The sequence below is a fragment of the Nonomuraea sp. NPDC049269 genome (assembly GCF_043197155.1).
GTDB lineage: Bacteria > Actinomycetota > Actinomycetes > Streptosporangiales > Streptosporangiaceae > Nonomuraea.
Window position 1 is genome coordinate 1546457 of record NZ_JBICSO010000001.1, and the last position, 15357, is coordinate 1561813.

At 71.0% G+C, this 15357-nt stretch carries 15 protein-coding genes; 4 read left to right on the forward strand and 11 right to left on the reverse strand.

What is annotated here, in order from left to right; translation table 11 throughout:
• Positions 1-26: 26 nt before the first annotated feature.
• Positions 27-1256 carry an RNA-guided endonuclease InsQ/TnpB family protein gene (locus ACGFNP_RS07130; RefSeq protein ID WP_393315787.1) on the reverse strand — a complete coding sequence of 410 codons (1230 nt, stop codon included), beginning with the start codon at positions 1254-1256 and terminating at the stop codon, positions 27-29.
• A gap of 135 nt (positions 1257-1391) precedes the next feature.
• Here ACGFNP_RS07130 and ACGFNP_RS07135 point away from each other — a divergent pair, with 135 nt between their 5' ends.
• A complete protein-coding gene (locus ACGFNP_RS07135; RefSeq protein ID WP_393315790.1) occupies positions 1392-2786 on the forward strand; it encodes an FG-GAP and VCBS repeat-containing protein in 1395 nt (464 codons plus the stop codon).
• Between the two features lie 80 nt (positions 2787-2866).
• Here the strand turns inward: ACGFNP_RS07135 and ACGFNP_RS07140 are convergent, their stop codons facing one another.
• From ACGFNP_RS07140 to ACGFNP_RS07165, 6 genes are read right to left on the reverse strand one after another with little or no spacing between them, the layout of a single operon-like run.
• The gene (locus ACGFNP_RS07140; RefSeq protein WP_393315793.1) at positions 2867-4366 is read right to left on the reverse strand and encodes an ATP-binding protein; all 1500 of its coding nucleotides are present in this window, start codon (positions 4364-4366) and stop codon (positions 2867-2869) included.
• 18 nt (positions 4367-4384) lie between these two features.
• Positions 4385-5077 carry a response regulator transcription factor gene (locus ACGFNP_RS07145; RefSeq protein WP_358326351.1) on the reverse strand — a complete coding sequence of 231 codons (693 nt, stop codon included), beginning with the start codon at positions 5075-5077 and terminating at the stop codon, positions 4385-4387.
• Complete coding sequence (locus ACGFNP_RS07150; RefSeq protein WP_358326348.1) at positions 5074-5598, reverse strand: hypothetical protein; 525 nt, start codon at positions 5596-5598, stop codon at positions 5074-5076. The genes ACGFNP_RS07145 and ACGFNP_RS07150 overlap by 4 nt, the downstream gene beginning before the upstream one ends.
• A 23-nt stretch (positions 5599-5621) precedes the next feature.
• Positions 5622-6908 carry an ABC transporter permease gene (locus ACGFNP_RS07155; RefSeq protein WP_358326345.1) on the reverse strand — a complete coding sequence of 429 codons (1287 nt, stop codon included), beginning with the start codon at positions 6906-6908 and terminating at the stop codon, positions 5622-5624.
• A complete protein-coding gene (locus ACGFNP_RS07160; protein ID WP_358326342.1) occupies positions 6905-7636 on the reverse strand; it encodes an ABC transporter ATP-binding protein in 732 nt (243 codons plus the stop codon). The genes ACGFNP_RS07155 and ACGFNP_RS07160 overlap by 4 nt, the downstream gene beginning before the upstream one ends.
• On the reverse strand, positions 7633-8721 hold the full coding sequence (locus tag ACGFNP_RS07165; RefSeq protein WP_393315798.1) for an efflux RND transporter periplasmic adaptor subunit: 1089 nt from the start codon (positions 8719-8721) through the stop codon (positions 7633-7635). Before ACGFNP_RS07165 ends, ACGFNP_RS07160 begins: the two co-directional genes overlap by 4 nt.
• A gap of 198 nt (positions 8722-8919) precedes the next feature.
• On the opposite strand from ACGFNP_RS07165, the gene ACGFNP_RS07170 reads away from it, so the two are divergent.
• A complete protein-coding gene (locus ACGFNP_RS07170; protein WP_393315801.1) occupies positions 8920-10488 on the forward strand; it encodes an efflux RND transporter periplasmic adaptor subunit in 1569 nt (522 codons plus the stop codon).
• A gap of 77 nt (positions 10489-10565) precedes the next feature.
• Here ACGFNP_RS07170 and ACGFNP_RS07175 read toward each other — a convergent pair whose 3' ends face one another.
• The 3 genes from ACGFNP_RS07175 to ACGFNP_RS07185 all read right to left on the reverse strand — a co-directional run bounded on the left by ACGFNP_RS07175 (position 10566) and on the right by ACGFNP_RS07185 (position 13570).
• Positions 10566-12083, reverse strand: coding sequence for an alkaline phosphatase D family protein (locus ACGFNP_RS07175; protein ID WP_393315803.1), 1518 nt, complete (start codon positions 12081-12083; stop codon positions 10566-10568).
• A gap of 90 nt (positions 12084-12173) precedes the next feature.
• Positions 12174-12755 (reverse strand): HAD family phosphatase, encoded by a 582-nt coding sequence (locus tag ACGFNP_RS07180; RefSeq protein WP_358326330.1) that lies wholly within the window; start codon positions 12753-12755, stop codon positions 12174-12176.
• A complete protein-coding gene (locus ACGFNP_RS07185) occupies positions 12752-13570 on the reverse strand; it encodes a hypothetical protein (RefSeq protein ID WP_393315806.1) in 819 nt (272 codons plus the stop codon). Before ACGFNP_RS07185 ends, ACGFNP_RS07180 begins: the two co-directional genes overlap by 4 nt.
• A 143-nt stretch (positions 13571-13713) precedes the next feature.
• On the opposite strand from ACGFNP_RS07185, the gene ACGFNP_RS07190 reads away from it, so the two are divergent.
• Positions 13714-14001, forward strand: coding sequence for a helix-turn-helix transcriptional regulator (locus ACGFNP_RS07190; protein WP_358326325.1), 288 nt, complete (start codon positions 13714-13716; stop codon positions 13999-14001).
• On the opposite strand, the gene ACGFNP_RS07195 is transcribed toward ACGFNP_RS07190, so the two are convergent.
• Entirely contained in the window at positions 13992-14819 is an 828-nt protein-coding gene (locus ACGFNP_RS07195) for a hypothetical protein (RefSeq protein WP_393315810.1), read from the reverse strand. The two genes, ACGFNP_RS07190 and ACGFNP_RS07195, sit on opposite strands and share 10 nt — an antisense overlap.
• Positions 14820-14933: 114 nt before the next feature.
• On the opposite strand from ACGFNP_RS07195, the gene arfB reads away from it, so the two are divergent.
• Positions 14934-15341, forward strand: a complete 408-nt coding sequence (gene arfB / locus ACGFNP_RS07200; protein ID WP_358327079.1) for an alternative ribosome rescue aminoacyl-tRNA hydrolase ArfB — start codon at positions 14934-14936, stop codon at positions 15339-15341.
• Positions 15342-15357: the final 16 nt, after the last annotated feature.

A 15357-nucleotide genomic window follows, 5' to 3' on the forward strand; every position in this document is an offset into this window, starting at 1 on the left:
GGGCGGGGCGGACATACCTACCTGTGTCAACTACCACCGGTTGAAGCTGGTGGTTTGCTCTCACGGTCCCGTCTGGGTGAAGGGAGGCCGGTAGCGTGTGGCTGGTTGATGGCAGCCCAGCCCGCTGCGCCGCGTGTGGCGATGTTGCGGGCTGCGATGTGGTCGGCGTGCCCAGCGAGGCCGCACCGGGTGCAGGCGAACCGGCCCCGCGCCGGCCGATTCGCCCTGGCCACGTTCCCGCACTCCGGACACGCCTGCGAGGTGTACGCGGGGTCGACCAGCACGAAGGCGACCCCGGCGCGGGCGGCCTTGTAGCGGGTGAACGCGATCTGCTGGGCGAACGCCCAACTGTGCAGGGTGCGCCGCTGGAGCCGGTGAGCCCTAACCCGGCCACGGATGCCCTGCAGATCCTCCAGGGCGACACCACGGCCGGTGCGTTCGGCTTCACGCACCACATGCTTGCTGATTTGGTGGTTGAGGTCGGTCATCATCCGGTGCTCACGCCCGGACAGGCGGCGCAGCACCCGACGCGCCGCCGACGTGCCCTTCTTCTGCAGGCGTCGGCGTTGGCGGTGCCGCCGTTCCCGCAGCGCGCGGACGTGGCCGTTGCCACTGATCGGGCCAGGGAGGGCGGGGCCGGGCAGCACGACCCGGTCGGAGGTGAGCGCCAGGTTCGCCACCCCTTGATCCACCCCAAGAAAGCCGCCGACCGGCTCACGCACCGCCGGCTTGGGCACGGTGAGAGCGACCTGCAACAGCCACACCCCGCGCCGGCAGATCAGGTCCGCCTCCCCCATCGGCAGCGTATCCACCGCCTTGAGGTCTTCTGGGCGGCCGGTGTAGGGCACGGTGACGCGGCCGGTGGGAGTCCACAGCGACACCGTGCGGGCGTCACGATTACAGCTCATCAGGCGGGCGTCATAAGGGACGGCGCCGTGCGGGCGGAAGATGTGCGCGCGTTTCTTGGTGGCGCGCCGGTTGGCATACGCGCCGGCGACCCGGGCGATCGCCCGCACCGCCGCTTGCGCGCCGAGCCCGGCCACCTGCGCCCGCACCTCGTAGTAGGCCAGCCGGTGCAACTCCACCACGGCGAAGGTGCGATGCTGCCAGGCCAGCCGGGACACGACAGTGGCCGCCTGATTGCACACCAGCACCGCCGCCGCCAGCGCCTCAGCCTGGACCGGCGTCGGCGTGAGCCGCAACTGTACGACCGTGGGCAGGCCGTGGCGTTTGGTGACCGAGCGGCGGATCGCCATCGCGCACCTCCTGTCACAGCGCCCTCACCCACCGCACATATTACCGAACGTGACCGAGTCTTTCCATACTGTTTTCGAAAGGAGGGGTGGCGCTTCCTTCCGGCCCTGAAGGACCGGGTCCGCGCCACTATTTAGATGAACGCTCTGCTAGCCGCCTGCCTGGTTCTCCCCCTGGTTTCGGGTACGACCCACACCGCGGCTCCGTCATGCGGCGGATCCCCTTCCGACTTCGACGGCGACGGCCGTCCCGATCTGGCGGTGGCCGCCCCGTACGACAACCGGCGGGCCGGTTCTGTGACGATCGTCTACGGCAACGGCCACAAGGTGAAGCTGACCCAGGAGGGCGCCGAGCCGGGCGACTCGTTCGGCTCCGCGCTCGCGGTCGGTGACTTCGACGGCGACCGGTGCGCCGACCTGGCGGTGGGCGTGTCGGAGGAGTTCGCGGGCGAGCGCGTGCCGGGGGCCGACGGCAACGGCGTCGTCGAGCTGTTCCACGGCTCGTCCGCGGGCCTGCGGCCGGGCAAGGAGCTGGCGCCGGCCAAGCCGTCGAGCGACCGGTTCGGGGCGTCGCTGGCGGCCGGCGACCTCGACGGCGACGGGCGCGACGAGCTCGTGGTGGGCGCTCCCGGCCACCGTACGGGCGGGGGCGTCACGATCTACTGGATGAAGGGCCGCAAGCCGTACCAGATCACGCAGAAGACGCCGTGGATCCGGCAGGCGGCGAACGTGACGGACCAGTGGGGCGCGGCGCTGGCGACCGGCGACTTCGACGGCGACGGGCGCGACGAGCTGGCCGTGGGCGCGCCCGCCGACAGCGTCACCCAGGACGGCCAGGGCTCGGTCACCGTCGTCGACGTGCGGGCCAAGCGGGCCCGGCTCCTGACGCAGAGCAGCTCCGGGGTCAAGGGCGCCGCCGAGAAGTGGGACGCGTTCGGGGCGACGCTCACGACCGGCGACTTCGACGCCGACGGGCACTCCGACCTGGTCGTCGGCGTACCCGGCGAGGGGCTGAGCGCCAACCAGCGGGCGATGGACTACGGCGACGGAGCCGTGCACGTCCTGTACGGGAACGGGAGCGGGCTGCTGCGCGGCGCGCGGTCGGAGATGTGGACGCAGCGGCTGCTCAAGGGTGAGCCGCGCTACTACGACAGGTTCGGCGCCGCGCTGGCGGCCGGGGACTTCAACGGAGACGGCGACGACGAGCTGGCCGTCGGCGTACCCGGCGAGAAGGGGGTCCAGGTGCTGGCCGGAGCCAGGAAGGGCGGGCTGACCAAGGACGGCAACCTGCTGATCAAGGGCAAGGGGCGGGACTTCGGCGCGTCGCTGGCCGCGCTGCCCGCGCTCGGCGGGCGCTACCGGTCGCTCACCAAGGAGCGTCCGCTGTTCGGGCTGGTGGTGGCGGCGCCGGACCAGGGCAAGGTGCTGTACGTGCCGGGCTCGCGCCAGCCGGGCACCCGTCCCGGACTGCGACCGGGAAAGGTCCGCGAGCTCAGCAGCGGCCCCGGCCTGTACGGCTACGCCTTCGGCTGAGGCCGAGGCTGAGCGATCGGCCGAGGCTACGCGTTCGGCTGAGGCCGAGACTCAGGCTGGGGCCGAGCGATCGGCCGAAGCTACGCGTTCGGCTGAAGAGAGCCCTTCACCCGAGGTGGAGCGACCTGGGACGGGGCGAGCGGGAGCGTGACGCGGAAGGTGGCGCCCTTGCCCGGCACGCTCGACGCGGAGACGCTGCCGCCGTGCGCCTCGACGAGCGTGGCGGCGATCGACAACCCCAGCCCGGCACCGCCGGTGCTGCGCGCCGGATCGGCCCGGTAGAACCGCTCGAACACCCGCTCGGCCACCTCCGGCGAGAACCCGGGCCCCTCGTCTGTCACCTCGACGACGGCCTGCCCGTCACGAGCCCCCACCCCGACGGTGAAGGCCGTGCCCGGCGGGGTGTGCGAGAGCGCGTTGCCCACCAGGTTCCCCAGCACCTGCCCGAGCCGCAGCTCGTCACCGGTCACGAGCACCGGCCCCTCGCTCCCATACAGCATGACCAGCTCGATCTTCCGGTCGGGCGCGAGCGTCTGGGCGTCGATCACGGCGGTGGCGGCGACGCTGAGCACGTCGACGGGCCGCGCGTCGAGCTCGCGGCGCTGGTCGAGCCTGGCCAGCAGCAGCATGTCCTCGACCAGCAGGCCCATCCGCGCGGCCTGCCCCTCGATCCGGCTCAGCAGCCGGGTCGCCTCCGTCAGGTCCTTGTCCATCCCGAGCCGGAACAGCTCGGCGAACCCCCTGATCGAGGTGAGCGGGGTCCGCAGCTCGTGCGAGGCGTCGGCCATGAACCGGCGGGTCAGCTCCTCCGAGCGCCGCGCCGCCCTGGCCGACTCGCGCGCCGACTCGGCCGCCGCCTCGCGCTCCCGCACGGCCACCTCGATCCGGCCGAGCATGCCGTTCAGGGCCCGGCCGAGCTTGCCGACCTCGGTGGTGCCCGCCCAGAGCGGTACACGGCGTGACAGATCGCCGTCCGCGATGTGGCGGGCGGTCCGCTCGATCTCGCCCAAGGGGCGCAGGCTCCGCCGTACGAGCCAGTAACAGGCGAAGCCGAGCACCACGAGGGTCCCGCCGCCCCCGACCGCCACGATCAGCAGCAGCTGGGAGACCGTGTCGTCCAGGTCGCCCAGGCTGATCGCGATGATCCTGCTGTCGCCGTCGCGGCCCGGCATGGCGACGGCCCGCCAGGAGGGGCCGTCGGCGGCCTGCGATTCGACGGTGAAGGGCTGCCCGGCAATGCGCGCGACGTCGGCGGTGGTGAGCCTGGGCAGCTTCGGGGTGTGAGTCTCGGTCGACTCGGTCATGGTCCTGATCTTGGCGCCGGTCGGGTCGACGAGCACCGAGTGGAACAGGCCGTAGAAACGCTGCGGCTGCGGGCGCAGCTGCGGTTCGGGAGGCGGCGGAGCGGCGCGCCACGGCGTGCTGGCGGCACGTAGCTGCTGGTCGACGCGCTCGACGAGATAACCGCGCAGCAGCCGTACGGCGAACAGCCCGGTCAGCGTGATGGCCAGCGTGACCATCAGCAGGGTGGCCGAGACGAGACGCAGCCAGAGCGGCGTCCGCGCGAGATACCTCCTCATGTCATTTCCCGGCCGGGCTCAATCCTTGGGCGGGCGCAGGATGTAGCCGACGCCGCGCAGTGTGTGCAGGTATCTCCGCTCGCCGGTGTCGACCTTGCGGCGCAGGTAGGAGACGTACGACTCGACCAGCCCGACGTCGGTGCGCCAGTCGCCGTTCCAGACGTGGTCGAGGATCTGCGTCTTGGACAGCACCCGTCCCGCGTTGAGCATGAAGTACAGCAGCAGCCGGTATTCGGTGGGCGACAGCCGCACCTGGACGCCGTCGCGCCACACCTCGTGCGTCTCCTCGTCCAGCTCCAGGTCGGCGATCCGCAGCCGGTTCGGCGGCGGCGTGCCGCGCCTGGTCCTGCGCAGCACCGCCCGGATCCGGGCGATGACCTCCTCCAGGCTGAACGGCTTGGTCACGTAGTCCTCGCCGAGCCCGAGCCCGGCGAGCCGGTCCTCCGGCGTGTCCTTGGCGGTGACGAACAGCACCGGGACCCGTCGGCCACGCGACCGCAGCCTGCCCGCGACCGCCAGGCCGTCGAGGTCGGGCAGCATCACGTCGAGCATGACCAGGTCGGGCGTGGTCTGCTCGGCCACCCGCAGGGCCTCCTTGCCGTCGGCCGCCGTGAGCACCTCGAACCCGGCCATCCGCAGGCTGGCGGAGAACAGCTCCCTGATGTTGGGCTCGTCATCCACCACCAGCAGCCTGGCCTCCGGCTCGGTCATCTGCCGCCTCCCCCCTGACTGATCGAGGTGGCGGCCACCGAGCCGTCCCCGCCCTTCTCGCCGCGCACCACGACAGTGGTGCCGGTCTGCAGGTCGGCCAGCTTGCCCGGTTTGGTCACCTGAACCGTGGTCGCGTCGGTGGTGGTGACCGTGACCGTGGTGCCGTCCATGGTCTTGACGTAGATCTTGCCGCCTTCGACCTTCTCGACGGTGCCCACGGTGCCGCCGCCACCGGCGCCGCCCATCCTCTGACCGTACCCGCCCGGCATCTGTCCTCTGCCGCCCGGCTGCTGGCCGTAGCCGCCGGGCATCCCACCTTGCCTGCCGAAGCCCTGCTGGCCGGCGGCGGCCGTGGCGGGCGCGCCCATCGCCTTCTGTACCTGGATGCCGATCACCACCCCGGCCACCAGCACCACGCCCGCGATCAGCCCGAGCGTCACCTTCGACAGCGGCTTACGCGGCTGGACGGCCAGTTCGCTGTTCAGATCGTCGGGGTAGGGCGAGCCGTCAAGTTTGGCCATTTCTGTCTCCTTCGGGGGGTCTGTCACTCGTGGCGCAGGGCCTGGATCGGCCTCAACTTGGCGGCTCTGTTGGCCGGATAGCTGCCGAAGAACAAGCCGATGCCGACGGACACGCCCAGCGCGAGCGCGACCGAGGACGGGACGAGCACCGGCTCGATGCCCGCGATGGTGAAGCGGGTGCCCAGGAACGCCACCAGCACCCCGGACAGCCCGCCGACCAGGCTCAGCAGCGTGGCCTCCATCAGGAACTGACCCAGGATCGCGCTCCTGGGCGCGCCGATGGCCTTGCGGATGCCGATCTCCCTGGTCCGCTCCGTGACGGTCACCAGCATGATGTTGGTGATGCCGATGCCGCCGACCAGCAGCGAGATCGCCGCGACCGCGCCGAGCAGCACGGTGAACGTGCCGGTCGCCGCGCTGACGGTCTCCTGCAGGGTGGCCTGGTTGAGTATCCGGAAGTCGGCCGAGGCGGTGCCGGTGATGCCGTGCCGCTGGTTGAGTACGCCCGTGACCTCGGACTGCGCCGACTCCGTCGCCGTCGAGCCGCTCGCCTGCACGACGATCGAGTTGAGCGAGCCGAACCCGGTCAGGCTCTGCTGTACGGCCGGCAGCGGCGCGATGGCCACGTCGTCGGCGTCCTGCTGCCCGCCGGTCGACCCGCTCTCCTTCAGCACGCCGACGACCGTGAACGGCACGCCGGAGATCGTCACCTGCTTGCCGATCGGGTCGAGGGTGCCGAACAGCTCCTCGACCACGGTCTGCCCGAGCACCACGACCTTCCTGGCGGCCAGCACGTCGTCGTTGAAGAAGTACGTGCCCTTGGTCACCGGCTTGTTCGTGGCCTCGAAGTAGCTCGGGTAGGTGCCGATGAGCTGGGAGATCGAGTGGCTGGCCGCCCCGTAGGTGGTGGCGGCCGAGGAGGCGGTCACGACCGGCGAGACCGACGCGACCGACGGCGCCACCGTCTTGTCGGTCAGGGCCTTGGCGTCGGCGAGGGTGAGCTGCCTGGCCTGGGTACGCGGGCCGGTGTTCTGCCCGCCGCCGGGCGCGCCACCGCCGCCGCCGGCCCGCGCGAATCCGCCACCGCCCCCGCCACCGCCACCGCCCGAGAAGGACGGGGAGATCGTCAGCGTGTTGGCGCCGAGCCGCTGGATGTTCTTCTGGATGCTCTGCGAGGAGCCCTCGCCCACGGCGACGAGCAGGATGACCGCGGCGACGCCGATGAGGATGCCGAGCGTGGTCAGCGAGCTGCGCATCTTGTTGGCCAGCAGCCCGCGCAGGGCGAAGCGCAGGATCTCGAGCTGGTTCATCGGGCGACCTCCGCCATCCGCGGCGGCGGCCCCTCGAGCGGGCCCTGCCGGACGTCTTCCACGATCTCGCCGTCCACCAGCCTGATGACCCGCTTGGCGTGCGCCGCCACGTCGTTCTCGTGCGTGATGAGCACGATCGTGCGGCCCGACTCGCTGAGCCTGTCCATGATCTCCAGAACGTCCTGCGTGGAGGCGGTGTCGAGGTTGCCGGTGGGCTCGTCGGCCAGCAGCAGGGCGGGGGCGGTGATGAGCGCCCTGGCCACGGCGACGCGTTGCTGCTGGCCGCCGGAGAGCTGGTTGGGCTCGTGGTGGATGCGGTCCGTGAGGCCGACCTGCTCCAGCGCGGCCAGCGCGCGCCTGCGCCGTTCGGCCTGGCCGATGCCGCCGTAGACCAGCGGCAGCTCGACGTTGGCCAGCGCGCTCATGCGCGGGATGAGGTTGAACGACTGGAAGACGAAGCCGACCCGGCGGTTGCGTAGTTTGGCGAGCTGGTGCTCGTCGAGCTGCCCGACGTCCGCGCCGTCGATCAGGTAGCGGCCGGTGGTGGGCACGTCCAGGCAGCCGAGGATGTTCATCAGCGTCGACTTGCCGGAGCCGGAGGCGCCCATGATGGCGAGGTAATCGCCCTGCTCGACGTCGAGGTTCACCCCGCGCAGCGCCCTTACCCTGGCGTCGCCCTCGCCGTACTCCTTGACCAGGTTCTGCACGCTCAGGACGGGAGCCGTCATCGCCCGCCTCCCGGCACGCCGCCGCCGCCCGGGAAGCCGCCGCCGAAGCCGCCCTGCCGCTGGTTGCCGGTGCCCGTGGTGGTGGACGTGGCGGGCGGGACGATCTGGTCTCCTTCGGAGACGCCCGACTTGATCTCGGTCAGCGAGGCGCCCTGTACGCCCACCTCGACCGGGGTTCTGACCTGCTGGCCGTTCTTGAGCAGGGTGACCGTGTTCTGGCCGCCGCTGGTGGAGAGCGCGGTGGACGGGACGGTGATGACGTTCTCCGCCTCGCCGGTCACGACCTCGACGGTGGTGGTCTGCCCCAGGCGCACCTGTTTGGGGACCTTGGTGAAGGAGATCGTCACCGGATACTGCACGACGTTGTTGCTGGTGGAGGCGACCGGCTCGATCTGGGTGACCTTGCCGGTGGCGGTGACGCCCGGCAGCGCGTCGAAGGTGACGGTGGCCGCCTGGCCGACCTTGAGCTTGCTGACGTCCGACTCGGTGAAGGTGCCGACGAGCTGGAGCTTGCCGGTGTCGGCCAGGTCGATGAACCCGGACCCCGATCCGCTTCCGGACTGGCCGCTCTGCCCGCTCTGGCTGGTGCTCTGGGTCGAGGTGCCGCTGGAGGTCCCGGATCCGTTGGAGGAACCGCCGACGGCGCCGTTCACGGCCGTGACCGTGCCGGCGAACGGCGCTCTCAGCACTGTCGCCGTGGCCGTTCGCTGGGCCTCCCGGTAGGCGTTGCGCGCCTTGATGTAGGCGGCGTAGAGCTGGGCGGTCGAGGTCCCGTCGTCGACGGCGCTGTTGTACGTGGCGCGCGCGGCCGACAGGTTCTCCTCCGCCGCCGCGTCGTCGAGCTTGGCCAGGATGTCGTCCTTGCGGACCTTGTCTCCCGCCTTGACGTAGATGCGCTCGACGGTCCCGCTCGTCCCGAACGCGAGCGTTCTGCTCCTGGAGCTCTCCACCGCGCCCGAGGCGGACACCGAGGCGGTCACGGTGCCGCGCCCGGCGGTCACCGTCCGGGTGGCCGTCTCACTGGCCACCTCGTCCGTGCCGCCGAGCTGGGCGTACGCGAACGCGACACCGCCCAGCAGGAGCACGCCTAGGGCCCCGTTGGTTATCAGCGCTCTGCGCCTTGTCGACACCTTCACAGCCGGTGACCCTTGCACACCAGTCTGCGCTACAGCCGCGAGCTAGCTGAAGGTTCGCTGACAAAGTGGACACCTCTGGAGACACACAGACAACTCTGAGCTGCCTCGCAGCCCCGTACTAACCTGCTCACGCCATGATGGGCCTCCATGAGACCGACTTTCCCGCCTAAGGCGCTCAAGCTAGGCGGGCTCGCCCTTGCCGTCCTGGTGGCCGGCTCCGGCCTGGTGCTGGCGCTCCGCGACGATCCGGAGCCCGCCGCCCAGGTACGGCTGGCAGCCGCCAAGCGGGGCGTCGTCACCGCCTCCGTCACGGCCGCGGGCAACACCGTGGACGGCTCGCGGCGCGACCTGGGATTCGGTGGCTCTGGAACGGTGACCAAGATCTACGTCAAGGTCGGCGCCAAGGTGAAGAAGGGGCAGGTGCTGGCCCGGGTGGACGGCACGGCGGCACGCGAGGGCTACACGGCCGCCGCCGCCGACCTGGCCGCCGCCGAGGAGGCCCTGACCACCGCCACGACCGCCGCCACCAGTACGGCCACGTGCTCGCCGAGCAGCAGCGGCACGTCCACCTCGGTCGTGGGGGCGGTCGCCGCCAAGGGCGCCTTCGGCCCCTCGGCGGCGCCCATCGCCGCCCCCGCCACCGCGCTCACCCCGGCCACGACCCCGACCCCCCGGCCCACCTGGACGCCGACCCCGGAGCCCACGCCGAGCGGCCACGAGCCGCAGCCCACGGTCACGGTGACCGTCACGGCCACGGCCACCGTCACCGCGACCGTGACGGCCACCCCGGACGGCGGCCGGCCATCGGCCTCGCCGACCGGCACCGCCACCGCCAAACCCACCGCCAAACCCTCCGCCAAACCCACCGCCAAACCCACCGCCAAACCCACCGGCAAGTCCTCCGCCAAGCCGACCGGCAAGGCCACAGGGAAACCCACAGGTAAGGCCACGGGGAAACCCACCGGAAAGCCCGGTGCCTCGGGCAGGCCCACCGGAAAGGCCACGCCGGGAGCCCGCCAGTCCCAGGGCGGCAGCCCCTGCGGCGGCGCGAACGGCAAGGGCGGCATCAGCGAGGACCAGGCCAGTGCGAACGTGGACCGCGCCCAGGCCGCCCTTGAGCAGGCCGCCGACGAGGTACGCGGCACCCGGATCGTGGCTCCCGCCTCGGGCACGGTCCTGTCGGTGGCGGGAGGGGTCGGCGACACGGCGGGCACCAGCACGTTCATCAGCCTCGGCGACCTGAACGAGCTCCAGGTCGACGCGATGGTCACCGAATCCGACGTGAACAAGCTCAAACTCGGCCAGGAAGCGAGCATCACCCTGGCCACGCGCGGCTCGGAGAAGTACACGGGCAAGGTCACCCGCATCGCGCCGACCGCCACCGTGAGCGACAAGCTCGTCCGCTACTCGGTGACGCTCGCCTTCGACAAGCCGCCGCGCGGGCTGATGCTCGGGCAGACGGCCTCGGTGTCGGTGACGACGGGCACGGCCGACGACGGGATCTACGTGCCGGCCGAGGCGGTGAAGAGCCGCGCGGACGGTACGAGCGTGGTCACCGTGCGCTCGGGCGGGCACGACTCGGCGCGGGTGGTGCGTACCGGGGTGCGCGGGGACCAGTACGTGGAGATCACCTCAGGCCTCAGTGAGAGCGATCAGGTGGTGATGGCGGGCAGCGCCACGGGCGAGTTCCCGGACACCAGCTGGCCGGAGAGCTGACGACCCCCGGCCGGGCCACCTCGGTGGCTCGGCCGCTTCTGCGTTGAGCGAACCCTCAGCCCTTTCCCAGCAGACGTTCAGGTTCGGGCATGGGCGGTGGCGGGGATTGTCAGGCTGTGCGCGGTCTTGGCGGGGGCGCCCTTGCGGGAGATGTAATCCAGCGTCCGGTAATCCACCGAGATATCGTCACGAGTGACCTTGGCCATGATGTAGCCCCGCCGCTGGTCGATGTAGGAGATGTGCGGGTTCTCCTGCAACGCCTCGGCGATCCACGTCTTGTCCCGATACCCGTCCCCGTCGCTGGCGATCGACGAGGTCACCAGCTCTCTGGCCACCACGGGCGAGTCGGGGTCGTCGAAGTCGGTCTTGAGGTCGGCCAGGTGGTGCATGTGGGCGTCGCCGGTCAGCACGACCGGGTTCGAGGTGCCGGACAGCGAGCCCAGCAGCCGGGTCCGCTCGGCGGCGTACCCGTCCCATGAGTCCAGGTTCACCTCGCGGCCCGGCCCCACCTTGTAGTCGCGCTGCGCCATCAGGATCTGCTGGCCGAGCAGGTTCCACCGGGTGCCGGACTCGCGCAGGCCGTCCTCCAGCCAGCGCCACTGGTCGGCGCCCAGCAGCGTGCGCTTGGCCGCCAGCCGGTCGTCGCACCCGGCGCGTACCCCGTCCAGGCAGGCCTGGTCGTCACGGAACTGCCGCGTGTCGAGCAGGTGGAAGCGGGCCAGCGACCCCCACGAGACGCGCCGGTTCACCCGCAGCACCGCGCCCTGCACGCTGGCCCGGCGCAGCGGCATGTTCTCGTAGTACGCCCTGAAGGCGTCCGCCCGGCGCCGGGCGAAGCCGGGGGCGCCGGTGCTGGAGACGGACGCGGCCCAGTTGTTCTCCACCTCGTGGTCGTCGAAGGCCACCAGCCACGGCGCCACCGCGTGCGCCCGCTGGAGGTCGTGGTCGCTCTTGTACTGGGCGTGCCGCAGCCGGTAGTCGGCCAGCGTCTCGCACTTGCCCGGCGTGTGCGTGCGGACCCGCCCGGCCAGCGCGGTGTAGCCGCTGGGGCCGTACTCGTACATGTAGTCGCCCAGGAACACCACCAGCTCGGGCTCCTGCTCGGCCAGCCGCCGGTAGGCGGTGTAGTAGCCGTGCTCGTAGTGCGCGCACGCGGCGACCGCGAACGTCAGCGGCCGCTCACCCGTCGGTGTGGTCCTGGTCCGGCCGGCGGGTGAGAGCCTGCCTTCGCTCCTGAACCGGTAGAAGTAGTCGCGTCCCGGCTCCAGGCCCGCGACCTCGATGTGGACGGTGTGCGCGGCGCCCGGCCGGGCCTCGGCCGTACCGGATCTGACGATCGACGAGAAGCGCTCGTCGGTGGCGACCTGCCAGTCGACGTCCACGCCGCGAGAGGGCATGCCGCCGCGCCCGTCGCCGGACAGGGGGTTCGGGGCGAGGCGGGTCCAGAGGACGAAGCCGTCGGTCGACGGGTCTCCGGAGGCCACGCCGAGGGTGAAGGGGTCGGTCCTGAGGGTTCTGGTCTGCTGGGCTTCGGCCTGCTGGGACGGCGCGAGGAAGGTCACTGCCGCCGCGGCGAGGAAGGATCTGCGGTCCACGGTCCAGGTATGTCCAGCCCGACTGACACGGTCGTGACTGCGGAGTCAAGGCTGGATGAACAGCATCAGTCCTCCTCCCGCCGCAGCGTGTCACGCCTTGAGCGTCTCCCGCAGGGCCTCGGCGGAGGTGAACTGGACGCCCGTCATGCCCGCGCGCTCGGCCCCGGCCACGTTCTCCGCCCGGTCGTCGATGAACACGATCTCGGCCGGGTCGGCGTCGAGCTCGGCCGCCATCCGGTCGAAGATCTCCCGGTCCGGCTTCACCAGGCCCATCCTGCCGCTGTAGAAGCGCTGCTCGATGGCCGCGATCCAGGGCAGCCCGTCCAGGCCGTCGGCCACGCAGGCGGGCGCGTTGGACAGCAGGGCCACGTCGCCGCCACGGTCGAGGAGATCGTTCAGGATGGCGACCGTGCCCTCGTCGGGGTAGGCCCAGCTCGCCACGTCCATCGCGACCAGCCGGGCGATCTCGGCGATGGCGGCCGGCCGGCCGAGGACCGCCGACCAGTAGGCGGCCGGGGTCAGCGACGCCCGGTCGAACTCCAGGCGGTGCTCCCAGTAGCGCCGCTTGAACGCCTCGGGGTCGGTGTTGACCGCCCGGGCCATCTCGTCGGCGTCGGACTCGGGCTGAGGCAGGGACAGCACGCTGCCGTAGTCGAAGACAATCCACGTCATGGCAGGAATGGTCGCAGATGCGGGTCGAGTGCCGGGCAACCCAGGTACTTCTCGGCGGTGTGGAAGTCGATCCAGTCGAGGTTGACCCGTTCTTCCAGGTCCACGCCGGTGAAGCTGCCCCGCAGGTTGGCCGGGATGGCGGCGATGTCGTCCTTGTCGGCGATGTTCACCCAGCGCTTGACGCCCGTGGGCCGCCGGCCGAGGCCGTTGATCGGGGCGGGCAGGAGGCGCTCGAAGACCACGTTGCGCATGCCGAGCGGGCTGCCGAGGGTGAGCAGCAGGTCGACCTCAAGGTCGGGGTTGGCCCAGAGCGTCTCGTAGGCCACGACGCTGCCCAGCGAATGGGCGATCACCACCCGCGGACTGTTCTTCCTGATCGCGTCGCGCACAGCCTCCTGGCATCTCACGCGCCTGGCCGAATCGGTCAGGTAGGCCGCCACCTCCGGCGCGAACAGCGACGCGAACGCCGCCGACCTGCTGTCGAGCCGGGTGAGCAGCCACCCGGTGAACATCTTGAGCGCTCCGGTGAAGCGCTCGCCCATGTCCAGGTTCCTGGCCCAGTCGACGAGCACCTGCTGGGCGGGGGCCGGCAGGGCCGCGAACGCCTGCGGCCCCTGCTGGGGCTGCCGGTCGTGCAGCAGGTGGGAGAAGTAGGCCACCTCGCTGAAGTAGGTCCTGCTCTCTCCCCCGAGCGCCACCTGCAGGTAGCGGTCCCACTTGAGGCGCATCGCCTCCGCCGCCCCCGTCGCGGAGTTGCCCGCCGCCACGTAGTAGTTGTACTTGCCGATCCCGTGCACGCCGACGATGCCCGCCACAGCGCCTCCCCATTCACCCCGTGATTCCAGAGCGATAGTGACACACCTCACTTGCAGCGCGCCTTCAGGTTTAGTCTTGCCTAAAGGTTTAGGTAGAGCTAAAGTGAAGAGACAAGGAACCGAGCGCTGAGAGCGAGACCGTGATGGCCTTTCGCCGGAGCACGCCCGACGAGGTGAGTCCGGGCGGTCTCGCCCAGGACGCCGTCGACGAGATCACCTGGTACATGCGGGAGCACAAGATGTCCCGCGCCGATCTGGCCGCCTCGATGGGCGTTTCGCCGGGCAGGGTGAGCCAGATTCTGTCGGGAGACGAGAACCTCACGCTCCGTACGCTCGGTGCCGTCGTCAAAGCGCTCGGCGCCCGCATCGAGTTCACGCTCAGCGAGGCCGAGGAGGAGTCCATCCTGCTCGTCGAAGAGAATCATGGGTGAGGCCTGAGCGGCGCGGTGATCCGTGACCGCGCCGGCGGCACGAACCTGGGCAGCGACCGATACCCGGCCCGATAGGCCGAGGCCAGCAGCCGCAGGACGTCGTTCTCCGCGTCATGCCGGAGGATGCCGTGTAACCGGGTCAGGTCATTGACATACCGCTCATACCTTGCCAGCCGCGTCTGCCGGGAGCCGCGCAGCGCGGTGATCACCTTGGAGCGCGGCGCCCCGTCCTCGATCAGCGCGGCCACGTCCAGCCGCCGTTCGATCGCGTCCAGCCGGGCGTGCACCCGTTCCTTCCTGCGCTCCTCGGGCGAGAGCCGCTCGACGATGCGCTCGTGGTAGCGGTTGGCGGCCAGGCTCAGCTCGTACACGCTCCAGGAATCGTCGACCCGCCGCTCGCACCAGCGCCGCTGGTCCTCGGCCATCGCCTGGTCGAGCCGGGCCAGCAGCGACACCAGCCAGAACGTCGCCGCCTCCTTGGCCAGCGAGCGCCGCTCGTCCTCGCGGGAGCGCACCTGGCTCAGCCACAGTCCGCCCGGCGCGACGGCGCCCAGCACAGTGGACAGGTAATTGCTCAGCAGCCCACCGCTCACCAGCGCCACAGCGGAGGAGACCAGGCCGGTCAGCAGGATGATGATGACCGCCAGCCACCAGCCTCCGGGGCCGAAGGGCCGGCCCCTGCCCTGGCAGCGGAGCAGGAGGAATCCCGTGGCGGAGGCGATGGCCAGTGGCACCGTCAGCGCTATCTGTGCCGGTGTCACGTGCACCACGGAATCGGCCGCCGCCGTCACGTGCACCACGGAATCGGCCTCCCCCACAGATCGTTGTCTCCATAATCGCAGCGACCTCCGTTATTGGAAATGCCGTTGCATTAGGGATATGTCGCTCAGATACGGTGACATTCCACGTTGAAGGAACAGGAGTACCCCGACATGCCCGGCCCGCTGGTCGTCAACGACTCGGTCGTCATCCCGGACGCCGAGCTCGTCTGGCGTTTCTCCCGCTCTTCCGGCCCGGGCGGCCAGGGCGTCAACACCACCGACAGCCGGGTGGAACTCGTCTTCGACGTCTCCGCCACGACGGCCCTGTCACCGGCGCTCAAGGCCCGCGCCCTCGACCGGCTGGGCGCCCCCACGATCACCATCGCCGCGTCGGAGTACCGCTCCCAGTTGCGCAACCGCGAGGCCGCCGAACAGCGCCTGGCCCAGCGCCTCCGCGAGGCCATCGCGCCCCCGCCCAAGCGCCGCCGCGCCACCAAGCCCAGCCGGGGCTCGGTCGAGCGCCGCATCGCCACCAAGAAGCTCCGCTCCGACGTCAAGCGCCTGCGCCGCAGCCCCTGACCCGGCCACGGGCCGG